The 12,693-nt window shown below is 71.8% G+C and carries 10 protein-coding genes and 1 pseudogene; 9 read left to right on the forward strand and 2 right to left on the reverse strand.

All coding sequences use genetic code 11. From position 1 onward, the window contains the following. Positions 1-303: 303 nt before the first annotated feature. The 6 genes from ACFYT4_RS03245 (at position 304) to ACFYT4_RS03270 (ending at position 7,427) form a co-directional block, all read left to right on the forward strand. Positions 304-1,299: a TauD/TfdA family dioxygenase gene (locus ACFYT4_RS03245; protein ID WP_389264723.1), complete on the forward strand. Its 996-nt coding sequence runs from the start codon at positions 304-306 to the stop codon at positions 1,297-1,299. Between the two features lie 30 nt (positions 1,300-1,329). Continuing rightward, positions 1,330-2,412, forward strand: a complete 1,083-nt coding sequence (locus tag ACFYT4_RS03250; protein ID WP_389264724.1) for an ornithine cyclodeaminase family protein — start codon at positions 1,330-1,332, stop codon at positions 2,410-2,412. Then, positions 2,403-3,950, forward strand: a complete 1,548-nt coding sequence (locus ACFYT4_RS03255) for a Y4yA family PLP-dependent enzyme (RefSeq protein ID WP_389264725.1) — start codon at positions 2,403-2,405, stop codon at positions 3,948-3,950. The genes ACFYT4_RS03250 and ACFYT4_RS03255 overlap by 10 nt, the downstream gene beginning before the upstream one ends. Before the next feature lie 112 nt (positions 3,951-4,062). Continuing rightward, on the forward strand, positions 4,063-5,148 hold the full coding sequence (locus ACFYT4_RS03260; protein WP_389264727.1) for a cysteine synthase family protein: 1,086 nt from the start codon (positions 4,063-4,065) through the stop codon (positions 5,146-5,148). Further along, the gene (locus ACFYT4_RS03265) at positions 5,142-6,623 is read left to right on the forward strand and encodes an MATE family efflux transporter (protein WP_389264729.1); all 1,482 of its coding nucleotides are present in this window, start codon (positions 5,142-5,144) and stop codon (positions 6,621-6,623) included. Before ACFYT4_RS03260 ends, ACFYT4_RS03265 begins: the two co-directional genes overlap by 7 nt. Before the next feature lie 48 nt (positions 6,624-6,671). Further along, positions 6,672-7,427 (forward strand): class I SAM-dependent methyltransferase, encoded by a 756-nt coding sequence (locus ACFYT4_RS03270; protein ID WP_389264731.1) that lies wholly within the window; start codon positions 6,672-6,674, stop codon positions 7,425-7,427. Positions 7,428-7,493: 66 nt separating this feature from the next. Here the strand turns inward: ACFYT4_RS03270 and ACFYT4_RS03275 are convergent, their stop codons facing one another. Then, positions 7,494-8,240 carry a DUF817 domain-containing protein gene (locus ACFYT4_RS03275; protein ID WP_389264733.1) on the reverse strand — a complete coding sequence of 249 codons (747 nt, stop codon included), beginning with the start codon at positions 8,238-8,240 and terminating at the stop codon, positions 7,494-7,496. A 382-nt stretch (positions 8,241-8,622) separates the two neighbouring features. On the opposite strand from ACFYT4_RS03275, the gene ACFYT4_RS03280 reads away from it, so the two are divergent. Then, a complete protein-coding gene (locus tag ACFYT4_RS03280) occupies positions 8,623-9,633 on the forward strand; it encodes a polyprenyl synthetase family protein (protein WP_389264735.1) in 1,011 nt (336 codons plus the stop codon). Between the two features lie 741 nt (positions 9,634-10,374). Here the strand turns inward: ACFYT4_RS03280 and ACFYT4_RS03285 are convergent. Further along, entirely contained in the window at positions 10,375-11,238 is an 864-nt protein-coding gene (locus ACFYT4_RS03285; RefSeq protein ID WP_389264736.1) for a DUF4240 domain-containing protein, read from the reverse strand. A gap of 144 nt (positions 11,239-11,382) precedes the next feature. Here ACFYT4_RS03285 and ACFYT4_RS03290 point away from each other — a divergent pair. Both ACFYT4_RS03290 and ACFYT4_RS03295 read left to right on the forward strand, forming a co-directional pair. Next, a pseudogene (locus ACFYT4_RS03290) lies at positions 11,383-11,556 on the forward strand (IS5/IS1182 family transposase); the annotation flags it as partial. Between the two features lie 93 nt (positions 11,557-11,649). Further along, a complete protein-coding gene (locus ACFYT4_RS03295; protein ID WP_389264786.1) occupies positions 11,650-12,642 on the forward strand; it encodes a helix-turn-helix domain-containing protein in 993 nt (330 codons plus the stop codon). Positions 12,643-12,693 lie beyond the last annotated feature (51 nt).

Genomic DNA, 12,693 nt, shown 5'->3' on the forward strand with positions numbered 1-12,693 from the left:
GCCGGGGTCCCGGTGGCCGGTCCGCGGTGGGCGGGCGGTCCGCACGTTGGCCTGTAACTAAGGGTTGCCTAACCTAATCTGTTTGCTAGCGTTCGGCGCGTCCGGCACGGGCCCCTCCACCGGGGCCGTCCCGGCCGGCCGAGGACGCTTCCGCACGCCTCCGTACGACCTGGCACGTCCCGGCACACCTTCAGGCCGTCCCGCACGCCACCGCACACTCCAGCGGCACGCTCCGACAGCGGGCCGGCGCGACAACCCAGCAGACCCGACAGCCCTGTTGCCGACGGAACGGACCTCCTTGCCATGAGCACGGCATCCGCACCTGTCCGCCAGCTCGACCCCCGCACCGCGGGGGAACTCCGCGGGACCGCGGAGAGCGTACTGAGCGAATCGGGGACCGCCACCGCCTCCCCCCGGCTGCTCGACCGCGTCGCCTCCCGCGCCGCCGGCCTCGGCGACGCCCTGCGCCACCACTGCCGTCCCGTGGACACGGCCGACGGGCTGTTCGTCCTGCGCGGCCTCGACATCGACGACCGGGCCGTGGGCGAGACGCCCCGCAGCTGGGCCACCGCCGAGGGCCGCGGCGCGGTGTACGACATCGCCCTGCTGCTGCTCGCGATGGTGATGGGCCGTCCGATCGCCTGGGAGGGCCAGCAGGACGGCCGGTTCGTCCACAACATCGTCCCCTCACCCGGACACGAGGAGGAACAGACCGGTGCCAGCAGTACCGTGCTGCTGAGTCCGCACACCGAGGACGCGTTCCACCCCGGCCGGGCCCATCTGCTGATGCTCGGCTGCGTCCGCAACCACGACGGCATCGCCACCACCGCCGCCAGTATCCGCAGGGTCCGCCTCTCGGACCGGGACATCGCCCTGCTGACCCGGCCGGTGCTGCCGATCCTCCCGGACGACGCCTACGCCGAGGCGCAGGGCTACGCCGACCGGCCGCCCCCGGCCGTACCGGCGCTGTTCGCGTCCGAGGACGGTCTGACCCTGCGGTTCGATCCGGCGTACACCCCGGTCGCGGAGGCCGACGGCGACTACCGGGCCGCGTACGGACGGCTGGAGGCCGAACTCTCCCGGGTCTCCGTCGCGGTCAGTCTCAACCCGGGTGAGGTACTGGTCCTCGACAACGATCTGGTCGTCCACGGCCGGATGCCCTTCCGGCCCCGCTACGACGGCACCGACCGATGGCTCAAGCGCGCCTCGGTGCGCGTGCCGGGCCGGCGCAGCCGCCCCGCCGCCGAGGCCGGCGAACACGGCTACGGCCAGGCCGCACGCGAAGCACACACCGGCTGAACTCCCGCCCACGGACAGGAGTCCTCTTCGATGACCGCGACCGGCAGCCACACCGCGAACACCGGCAGCGTCCCCGCCACCGCCCGGACCGTCTCCGCCGCCACCCCCGTCCCCACCGTCCCCGTGCCGCGCGGCGGCACCCCGCTGCGGGTCCTGTCGACCTCGGATCTGGCCGGGCTCGACATCTCCCTGACCGATGTGCTGTCCACCGTCGAGGGTGCCTACCGGACCCTGTACGCGGGCGACTCGGACAACCCCCGGAAGCTGACCGTCACACCGCGCGACGGACACTCGGTCTCGTACGCGATGCTGGGCCGCGACGGCTCCCGTGAGGTCGTCGCCGTCAAGACGTCGTACAAGCACGGCCTCGGCAGGAGCCGCGACGAGCAGCACTACTACACCTCGCTCACCCTCTACGACGACACCACCGGACTGCCGCTGGCGATGATGGACTGCTCCCGGATCGGCTCCCTGCGCACCCCGGCGGTCTCGGCCCTGCTGGCCCGTGAGTGCGCGCCGCCCGGCGCGCGGAGCGCCCTGGTGATCGGCACCGGGACCCAGGGGCGCCTGGCGCTGCCGTTCCTGCTCACCGCCCTGCCCGGTCTGGACCGGCTGATGCTGTCCGGGACCCATCCCGACGGCATCGCGGCCGTCCGTGAGCGGCTGAGCGCCCACTTCCCCGGACGGGAGGTGGAGGTCGTCGAGGATCTGAAGGCCGCGGCCGCGGCTGCCGACGTCATCGTCGCCACCGCGGGCCCGCACACCCCGGCATCGGTGGAGGCCCAGTGGCTGGGCCCGGGAACACTCTCCGTCCTGGTCGGCCACGGCCTCGCCCCCTCCACCCTGCACCGGGCCGACCGGATCATCGCCACCAGCGAGGCGCAGATGAACGTCACCGGCACGGACATGGCCGACAGCCGGGGCGAACTGCCGCCCGCCGACGCCGAGTTCCCCGCCGTCCTCGCGGGTGCGGCGCCCGGCCGACGGATGCCCGGGGAGCGGGTCTTCGCCTACAACAGCGGTCTGGTCGTCACCGACATCGCCCTGGGCCACCGCTTCGCGCAGCTCGCGATCGCCCGGGGGCTGGGCACCGAGGTGCCGCTGTGGCAGTGAGCGCGAGCCACTGGCCGACCCTGCCCGGGCGGCCCGATCCGGCGATGGACGCGGTCCTGGCGAGCGGGCTCGCCGAGGAACTCGCCCACGCGCTCGGCGGCCCGTTCCACATCCTGCTGCCCGACGCCTTCGAGGCGAGGCTGCGCGAACTGCGCGCCGTCCTGCGGGAGAGCGGGGTGAACGGCTTCTTCCACTACGCGAAGAAGGCGAACAAGGCCGCCGTGTGGATGGAGTCCTGCGCCCGGCTGGGGGCGGGTGCCGATGTCGCCTCCCTCGGCGAGTTCCGCGAGGCCCTCGGCCACGGGATCCGCGGCGAGGACATCGTCGTCACCGGACCGGCCAAGTCCGCCGGCCTGCTGCGGCTGGCCGTACGGCACGGTGCCCTCGTCTCCGTGGACACCGTCGGCGAACTCCGCGCGCTGATCTCCCTGGCCGAGGCGGATTCCGCCGGGTCGGAACCGGCGCGGCCCGCGCGGGTGCTGCTGCGGGTCCTGCCGCCCGGCCGGCCGTACAGCCGTTTCGGCATGAACGACGCCGAACTCGCCGCCGCCCTGGACCACTGCGCGCGGGCCGGTGAGCCGGAGCGGGCTCGGGGCTCCGTACGGATGGACGGCACCGCACGGGCCCGGGCTCGCGGTACGGCCGCCGGCTCCGCGCGTACGGCGGATGAGGCACGTGCGGAGGGCTCGGCGGGTACGGCGGGTTCCGCGCACAGCGGTGGCTCCGACCGCGTGAAGGGCCCTGTCCGCATGGAGGGCTTCGGCTTCCATCTGTCGGGATACGCGATCCAGCCGCGTGCCGACCTCGCGGCCCGGCTCGCCGAACTCTGTCTCACGGCACGCGCCATGGGACTTCGGGCCGACCGCGTCGACATCGGGGGCGGACTGCCCGTCAACTACACCGACGCCGACAGCTGGTCCCGCTTCCTGCGGGACCAGCACGGCGGCCACTACCACGCGGAGAAGTCGTTCGCCGCCGACGACTTCTATCCGTACCACTCCCCGGTGGCCGGGGCGGACGCCCTGCGGGCGCTGCTCGACGCCCGCCCGGAAGGCTTCGAGGGGTCTCTCGCGGAGGTGCTCAGGGACCGGGGCGTCACCCTGCTGGCCGAGCCCGGGCGCGCTCTGCTCGACGGGGCGGGTGCCACCGTGTTCCCGGTGCAGGGGGTCAAGGAGCGCGACGGATACCGCATCCTGACCGTCGACGGCACCAGTCTGAGCCTGTCCGAGCAGTGGTTCAACAGCGAGTATCTGCCGGACCCCCGGCTGCTCTCCCGGGATCCCGGCGCGCCGGACGGGATCTATCCGTCCTGTGTGGGCGGGGCGAGCTGCCTCGAATCGGACATGCTCACCTGGCGGAAGATCCCCTTCCGGCGGCTGCCGCGCCCCGGCGATCTGCTGGTCTACCCGAATACGGCCGGGTACCAGATGGACTCCAACGAGTCGCCGTTCCACGAACTTCCCCTGCCCCCGAAGGTCGTCGTCGACCGTACGGAGCGGAGCCGGCCGCGCTGGCGGCTCGACCGGCCCCCCGGCTGACCGCGTACGACCCCCTCGGCCTGCCGCCGGGTGCGCCCGCGACCGGCTCCGGCCGCCCCGCCGCCCCCGGCCCACTCGTGCCGCCCGTCCCTCCTCCACCCTGGAGCCGCCCATGTCAGGAGCACTTCAGCGCCCCGCCGTGGTCTCCCGTGTGTCCGAACTGATCGGCCGCACCCCTCTGCTCGAACTCGCCACCACGGACACCGGCAGCCGCCTCCTGCTGAAGCTGGAGATGTTCAACCCCACCGGCACCGCGAAGATCCGTATGGCCCTGCGGATGGTGGCCGACGCCGAGGAACGCGGCGAACTGCGTCCGGGCGGCCGCATCGTCGAGTCCACCTCCGGCAACACCGGTCTCGGGCTCGCTGTCGTCGCCGCCGAACGCGGATACACGTTCACCGCGGTCGTCGACAGCCACGCCTGTGCGGACAAGCTGCGCGCGATGAGGGCCCTGGGCGCGGAACTCGTCCATGTCACGGGCGAGGGCACCGGGGAACTGGCCACCGCCGCCCGGGAGGAACTCGCCGAGGACCTGGCCCGGGGCCGGGACAACACCGTCTTCACCGAGCAGCACAACAACCCCAGCAACGGCCTCGGTTACGCGTCCGTGGCCCATGAACTGGCCGAGGCGCTCGACGGCCGCGTCGATGTCCTGATCGGCGCCGTGGGCACCGGCGGAACGCTCTGCGGCACGGCGAGGGAGCTGCGCACCCTCGTACCCGGAGTGCGGACGATCGGCGTCGAGCCCAAGGGGTCCATCGCCTTCGGGGGGCCGGGACACGACTACCACCAGTCCGGGACCGGCACTCCGGAGGGGGCCGAGATCGGCGCCCTCGTCGACTTCGGCCTCATCGACGAGGGGGTCAAGGTCGGTGACGCCGAGGCGTTCGGCACCTGCCGTGCCATCGCCCGTACGGGACTGCTCATCGGCGGCTCGGCGGGCGGTGTGGTCCACGAAGCCCTCGGCCGGCTGCCCTCGCTGCCCCCGGGCTCCACGATGGTCGCGCTCGTCAACGACGGCGGGGAGAAGTACCTGGACTCCGTGTTCGACGACGAGTGGCTGGAGGTACGCGGGCTCCTCGACCCGGGTGTGGAGCGGCTCGTCACCGATCTGCTCGTCAAACTCCGCAGGGATCCCGGTGATCCTGGGGAGCCCGAGCCGGCGGCCCACCCCGGTGGCGGGCCGTCGCGGTGGTGAGCGCGTTCGTCAGGGACGGCCGCGCGCTGGCCGTCCTCGCCGTGCCGCTGGTGCTGACCCAGCTGGCGCAGGTGGCGCTGACGACCACGGACACCGTGATGATGGGGCTGCTCGGAGCCCGGGAGCTGGCGGCCGGGGGACTCGCGGTCGTGGTGTTCAACCAGCTGCGCACGATGGGCGTCGGGCTGATGGCCTCGGCGGGCAATCGGATCGCGGCCGAGGCGGCGCGCGCGGAACGGGCCGCGGCACCGGCGGCCGGTCACGCCCGGCCGGCCGGAGAGGACACTCCCGGCGCCCGGACCGGTTACGCGGGCACGGACACAGCTCTCCCGGGACACGGCGGCACCGACGCGAACGGCGCGGAGGTGCGGGCGGTCGTCCGGGCGAGCATGGCGGTGGCCACGCTCGCCGGGGTTGCCGGGGCCGCGCTGATGATCCTGATCGGGCAGGCACTCCCCCTGCTGGGCCAGGACCCGGCCGTCGTGGAGCTGACCCGGTCGATGCTGCTGGCCCTGGCGCCGGGACTGCTGCCCTGTCTGTGGTTCCAGGCCCTGCGCCAGTTCTCCCTCGGGATGCGCAGACCCCAGGCGCTGCTCCGCATCACACTGCTGTCCGTCGCCGTGAACGCCGGACTGAACTGGGTCCTCGTCCACGGCACCTGGGGCGTGCCCCGCCTGGGACTCACCGGTATCGGCGCCGCCACCTCCGCCGTCCATCTGCTGTCGTTCCTCGCGCTCGTCCTTCTGGTGAAGCGCGACGCCGGACTCGCTCCCCTGATCGCGCTCAACCCCGCCCGCGCGGATGTCGCCACCACACGACGGCTCATCGCCCTCGGCGTCCCGACGGCCGCGACCTACGGCTCGGAGGCCGGGTTCTTCTCCGTCACCGCCCTGATGGCCGGATCCTTCGGAACCGCCGCCCTCGCCGCCCACACAGCCGTCAACCAGCTCGTGTACATCGTCTTCCAGATCGGGATCGGCCTCTCCCACGCCGCGTCCATCAACGTCAGCCGGGAACTCGCCCTCGGACGCACCGAGCACGCCCGCCGTATCCGGAACGCCGCGCTCGCCTTGACCGCCGCGGTCATGACGCCGGTGGCCGCCCTCTACCTCGCGGTTCCCCGGCTGATCCTCACCCCCTTTCTCGACCCCACCGCCGAGGCCCATGCCGTCGCCGTCCACCTCCTCGTGGTCACCGCCTTCCTCCACTACGCCGACTGCGCCCAGAACATCGGCGTCGGACTCCTGAGAAGCCTCGACCACACCAGAACCGGCTTCCGGATCACCCTGGTCGGCTACTGGGCCATCGGGCTCCCCGCCGCCTGGGCGTGCGCCTACCCCCTCGGGCTCCGCACCCTCGGCATCTGGCTCGGCCTGCTCACCGGCCTCGCCGCCACCGCCGTCCTCCTGCTGCGGCACTACTCCCGGACGCTCCGGCAGCGCGATACGGCGCCCACGGCGGCCGCGGCCGCGTAAGCCGACACACCGTACGGACCCATCCGCCACCAGCACATCAGGAGAGGCATGGAACCCCACAGGCCGATGAGTAACTTCCTCTACCGCAACCCGGAGTTCTACGAAGCGGTCTTCCACGACTCCGGCGACACGGTGCCGGGCATGTGCCGGCTCATGATCGAGCGGTACTGCGCGCCGAGGCCGAAGACCCTGCTCGACATCGGCTGCGGAACCGGTCACGATGTCGCCGGATTCGACCGGGACGGGCTCGACTGCGTGGGCCTGGACCGGCAGGAGAGCATGATCACGTACGCGCGTGAACGCCATCCCGGTCTCGACTTCCGGGTCGAGGACATGCTCTCGGTGAGGATCGGCCGGACCTTCGACGTCCTCACCTGCCTGGGCTGGGTTCTCAACTACGCGCTCACCAACGAGGATGTCGGGCGGGTCATGGAGACCTTCGCCGCCCACGCGGCGCCCGGGGCGCTCCTCGTGCTCCAGACCCTCAACCCGATCGGCGATCCCGAGGGCAAAGGGCTGCGGCGCCGTATCTCCGTCGACACACCCGCGTTCCGGGGCTCGGCCGAAGCCCACTACACCGTGGACCGGCACCACCAGCTGCTCACCCGGGAACGCACCTGGCACATCAACGGGCGGCCCGCGGAGATCGACCATGTGACCCTGCGGCAGCTCTTCCCCATGGAATTGCGCCATCATCTGTCGAGCGCCGGGTTCACAACGCTGGGGATGTACGACAACACCGCGCTGTCCGACAGCGATCTCGGCGGCCCGGTCCTGTACACCGCCGCGCGCTTTCGGGGGTAGGGACCACGGGTGCTCCGGAGCACCGGCGGCAGAAGGGCGGGGCTCCGGGGCACGGAGCGGTCGTCGTCATTCCCGTGCGTCGGCTCGCCGGGAACCCGCGATGACGAAGGTGACGCTGATCAGCAGCGCCCAGGACGCCCATTTGGAGAGGGAGACGGGTTCCCAGGCATCGAGCTGGTGCGGGTACCTCCACGCCCCGAAGTAGGTGGCGATGTTCTCGGCGAGCCAGAGGAAAAAACCGATCAGTACGAAGGAGAGCCCGACCGGCATACGGAGGCGCTGCCCGTCGACCGTGAAGTGGACCCAGGATCCCCAGCTCGCGAGCAGGAGCAGTCCTGCGAGCACCCAGCGCGCATCGGGGAGCCAGTGGTGGCTCAGGAAGTTGACGTACAGCGCTGCCGCGAGCACGCCGGTCGTCCGCGGCCGGTACCCGGACCGCCTGAGATCGAACAGGCGCCAGGCCCGGCAGACGTAGCTGCCGACGGCGGCGTACATGAATCCGCCGTACAGCGGCACGCCCGCGACCACGGTCAGGGCGGGCTCGGGGTAACTCCACGAGCCGACCCGCACCTTCACCACCTCGAAGAGGAACCCCAGCACATGGCAGACGGCGACGACGGCCACCTCGCGCCGTGTCTCCCACCCCAGCAGATACCCGAGCCCCGTCAGCGCCAGCCCGTAGACCAGCAGCAGGTCGTACCGTGCCACCGGCAGCGCCGGAAGCACCGCCGACACCGCCATGCCCGCGAACAGCGCGACGGCGAACGCACAGCACCGTGCCTGCATCCAGGCGAACACCATCAGCTGCCTCAATGGCTCCGCGGCCCCCCAGAGATGACGCGGCCCGGGCCTCGCCAAAGCACGTGGCCCCCCGGGGACGACGCCACGGCCGCGTGGGCGGTTCCCGGCCCGCCGCGGTGGGTCCGGGTCCGGCCGGACGTCACTCTCGGCACCGTGCTCGCACCCCGTGCCGCACCTGCTCGGGAGTGGCGGCGCTGCCGCCCGGGTCCGGCGGTGGCGTGACGGGAAAGGCGCGGTTGCGTCCGCCGGACCGCGCAGGGATGATCCGAAGCAGCCCGAAAGTCGCTCCGGCTCCGGCCCATTCGGAATGATCGAATCAGGGCCGCAGTGTCGGCACAGAGGAAATCAGCGCAACACCGGTCACGGAATGACATTCTCAGACGGAGGTCGCTGCGTGAGTTCCCTGACGTACCTGGACCTGCACCGGCAAGTCTCCCCGGATATCGAGGCCGAGATAGAAGCCGCTCTCGAACGGCTCGGCCCGGCGTCGGACGCGATCGGGAACGCGGTCACCGAGCTGCTGCGGCACCGGGAATTGAAGCACCCCCTTTCGGTACTGCCGCTCCTGGTGCACGCCGCCGAGACCGGCGCCCCCGGACCGGCCGTTCCCGTGTCCGCCGTCCACGTACTGTGGTGGACCTCGGCGTGCTATCTCGACGATCTCGCCGACGGAGCGGGCGCGGCCGTCACGGGCGACCTCAGCGAGGACGAAGCGCTGCTGGCCACGGTGATCAGCGGACACATACTCCCCATGCACATCATTCGGTCACCGCGGATTCCCGAGTCGGTGCGGGGCGCGCTGACGACCGAGGTCGTCAGCGGCTGGACCGGTGCCATCGAGGGGCAACTGAGCGATATCCGCGGTGACACCGGCCGCGCCACCCGCGGTTCCGTGACGACGGTGTACCGGCGCAAGTCCGGTGCTCCCTTCGGCATGGTGACGGCGATGGCCGCGACCTTGTCGGGCGCGAACAGCGAGAGAGTCGAGCTGTGGCGGGAGTTCGGCTGCGTCTTCGGCATTCTGTGGCAGATCTTCAACGATCAGGAGGACATTCTGACCGGCCGCAACGAGGATCTGCTGAACGGGACCGTGACCTATCTGCTGGCCTGCGCACTCGAAGAGGCGTCACCGGCGCCGAAAGGGCATATCCAGAGTCTGTGTGCCGCCTCACGGCATTCCCACGGGGCGAGATCGGAGCTGATCGGACTGCTGCTGGAGCCCGCCGTGCTCCGCCGGTACCGCGAGGACATCTCCGGGTTCCGCGCCGAGGCGTACCGCCTTCTCGACGGACTGGGCGGTGACGAGCGGTACCTGACCGCGCTGCGGCAGCTCGTGGACCAGTCCGCCCGGATGCAGCTCGGGGCGGATGCCGTACGTGCCGAGACGGCTCCCGGGCAGGGGTGAGCCGACCGGCCCCGCCGGATCCATGACCGACGCGGAGGAGGGTCCGGCGGGGCACCTGTGCACGACGGGCTCCTCCCCCGCCGGACCGGCCGCGTGCACCGATCGCCGAAACCGCACCGGCTCCCGTGCTCACCGCCCGCGCGGCTGCGCACGCCCGCCCCGTGAGCAGGATCGACCTCGCCCTTCGGGGAGAGCCGGGTAGGCCGGGGTGCCCCGCACCCCGGAGTCCTCCGTACGGGCCGCCGATGTGGAGTCGGCCGGGCCGTGCGGGGCGGCCCGGCCACGGTGGTGCTCCCGCTGTTCCTGCCGCGTCCGCTCGCCGGCCGGTGCACCCGCTGGGGCGCGATCGGTTCCTCCCGGGCGGGTCCGCCGCGATCGGCGCGGGAGTGATTGGATTCGGCGCGCGGCCGTGGGTGTCGCCCCCGCTCCGGGAGCACGCCGGGCGCGGGGCAGGGGCCGTGGCCGCTCTCCGGGCGGCCGGGTGGTCATCGCCGCGATCGGCGCGAGGCGCCGCCGTGCACACGTACCGACCCGCACCCGGCGACGGGCCGTGTCACGCAGGCAGGCGGTCGGCGCACGGTCGGGGAGCCGGAAGGGGGAGCTGGGAACAGGCGGAAGGAGCGGGCGCCGCACGGGCCGCGAGGGGCACCCCCTAGGCTTGCAGAGTTGTGCAATTCATCAGCTGTCTATTCGGCCAGAGGCCGAGGTGGGAGCAGCATGGGCGAGTTCCAGGACGCGGCCTTAGAGCGGATCCGCCGGGCGCGGATCCGACTGGAGGCCGCCCATGACGCGCAGGACGTCTTCGAAACGGCCGAGGCGGCCGAGGAGTTGGAGGACGCGCTGCGGATCGCACGCAACCACGGCGTCTCCTCGGACGAGGGGGTACAGCCGACATGACCGGGATCCGCTCGGCCGTACCCGGACCGGGCGACGCGCGGACGGCCGTGCGGCCACTTTGCTGCGTTCCGCCTGCGCGGTGTACTCGATCTCCATGCTCAGGTCGCGCTGATCGGCGCCCGCCCACCAGGTAATCCACTGCGGGTCGCCCTGGACCATGTCGACCACAGTGCCTGCTGCCTCGGAGTACGCCGCGGGGATGTCACCGTCGCCATGCAGAGCGAGGCTGAGCCAGAGGACGTCGGTGGCCATGTCGGCTGTCGGGTCTTCCGGTTCGGCCACCCCGAATCCAGGAAGCGGGCCCAGCCACGGTTGTCCGGTGGTGACCTCATACGCCATGGAGATGGCCTCCGCAAGGCCGTCCGACTCGCTGAAGTCCCAGGCCCATGCGGCCACCTGCTCCGGATTCCCCTGTACCTGCCGGAATCGCGACCGACCCGCTGCCACAACCGCGTAGTGCAGATGACTGAGTGCGTCACCGGCCAAGGGAACCGGCGGCGCTTCCGATGGGTCATGCGTATCGCGGACTGGAATTCCCGAGAGAGGCTCGCGTTCAAGCTGATTCAGCTTCTCTGTCACTATGTCCGCGAACTCTTCGATACGGGCCTTCCCCTCTCGTTCGAGGGCCTCTGCCAGTGCCGGAGTGGTGCGCTGGTCTGCCACACCTCCGAGAAGGTCGATGAGGGACCAGAACTCATCTTCTGTCATGAATGAGACGTCTCTCCACCGATGGGTGCAGCGGGTGGCGCGCCGTGGTGACTTCCCGCCCGCTGATCTTCGACTCGGCCTTGTGCGCCCGGCATCCTATCGGCAGCCCTTCGTCTGCCCTGGTGGACAGTGCCGGTGCCTGGCCACGACGAGTACCGCCGCCTGATCCGTCAGCGCGGGACCCCGGGAATCGCTCGCCGCGGCACCCCGCACCGCTCCTGTCCGGGCAGAACACGTTGGGCCGTAGAGCGGACCTTCGCCTGGCTCCACCTGTTCACACGCCGCCGTCTCCGCCACGGGATACGCGCCGGCCTCCACCAGCACCACGCGAACTCCCCTGCATCACCATCCGCCCGGGGCGCCTCCGGACCCCATGCTGACATCATCTGTCGGCGGGGAGAGGGAGGAACTGTGATCGAGACGGTGTTCCGGGGTGAGGACTTACCGGCGCGCGACCGGTTCGAGAGCTGGCGGGCGATGGTCTGCGCCAGCCATGCGCCCGTGGATGTGTGGACGGACCACGAGGGTGACTTCGACGCCACCCAGCGGCTGATGGAACTGGGCCCGGTGCGGGTGTCGGAGTTCACGTGCCCCACGGTCCGGTCGCGCCGTACTCCCCGGCAGATCCGGCAGTCGGATCCCGAGCTGTACTTTCTGTCCTTCGTACGGACCGGGGCGGCCACGGTCGACCAGGGCGGGCGCCGGGCGTCCATCGGCGTCGGTGACGCGATGCTGTACAGCATGTCGCACCCTCACCAGGGGGAGCTCGCGCCCACCCGGCGCACCGCCATGGTGGAGGTGATCCTTCCGAGGGATCTCGTCCCGTTGCCCCCGGACGCGGTCGACCGGCTGCTCGTCACCCGATTACCCGCGCGGCACGGTATGGGCGGACTGCTGACGCGGTTCATCTCCCAGCTCATCGACGAAACCTCCGGCTGGACGCCCGCGGACGTCCCCCATCTGTCCAGGGCCACCCTCGATCTGGCGACCGCGTTCCTGGCACACCACACCGCGGAGCCGTCTCCGCCGGAAGCCCACCCCCACGCCCTGGCCCTGCGGGTCAAGGACTTCATCGACCGCCATCTGCGCGATCCCGGACTCACCCCCGGCCGGATAGCGGCCGCCCACCACGTCTCCGTCCGGACCCTGCACCGCCGCTTCCGCGACCAGGGCACCACCGTGGCCGCGTACATCCGCCGCCGGCGTCTCGAATACGCCCGGCACGATCTGTCCGACCCCCGGCTCGCCGACCGCCCGGTCCATGCCGTCGCCGAGACCTGGGGCTTCACCCGGCCCGCCGAGTTCACCCGCGCGTTCCGCGCGGCCTACGGCCTGCCGCCCAGCGACTACCGCCATGACGCCGTCGGCACCCGCCCCCTGCCCGGACCGGGCGGGGAGCGGTGAGAGCCCGGCTTCCGCGCGGGCCCACCGGTCGCGGGCCCCGCGGATGCCGGG

Origin of the sequence: Streptomyces sp. NPDC004609, from assembly GCF_042873655.1 — a bacterium.
Classification (GTDB): domain Bacteria; phylum Actinomycetota; class Actinomycetes; order Streptomycetales; family Streptomycetaceae; genus Streptomyces.

Excerpts from the sequence above, each read along its gene's own strand:
- ACFYT4_RS03245 (WP_389264723.1), top strand. The coding sequence starts at position 304 with ATGAGCACGGCATCCGCACCTGTCCGCCAGCTCGACCCCCGCACCGCG.
- ACFYT4_RS03250 (WP_389264724.1), top strand. The coding sequence starts at position 1,330 with ATGACCGCGACCGGCAGCCACACCGCGAACACCGGCAGCGTCCCCGCC.
- ACFYT4_RS03260 (WP_389264727.1), top strand. The coding sequence starts at position 4,063 with ATGTCAGGAGCACTTCAGCGCCCCGCCGTGGTCTCCCGTGTGTCCGAA.
- ACFYT4_RS03270 (WP_389264731.1), top strand. The coding sequence starts at position 6,672 with ATGGAACCCCACAGGCCGATGAGTAACTTCCTCTACCGCAACCCGGAG.
- ACFYT4_RS03285 (WP_389264736.1), bottom strand. The coding sequence starts at position 11,238 with ATGACAGAAGATGAGTTCTGGTCCCTCATCGACCTTCTCGGAGGTGTG.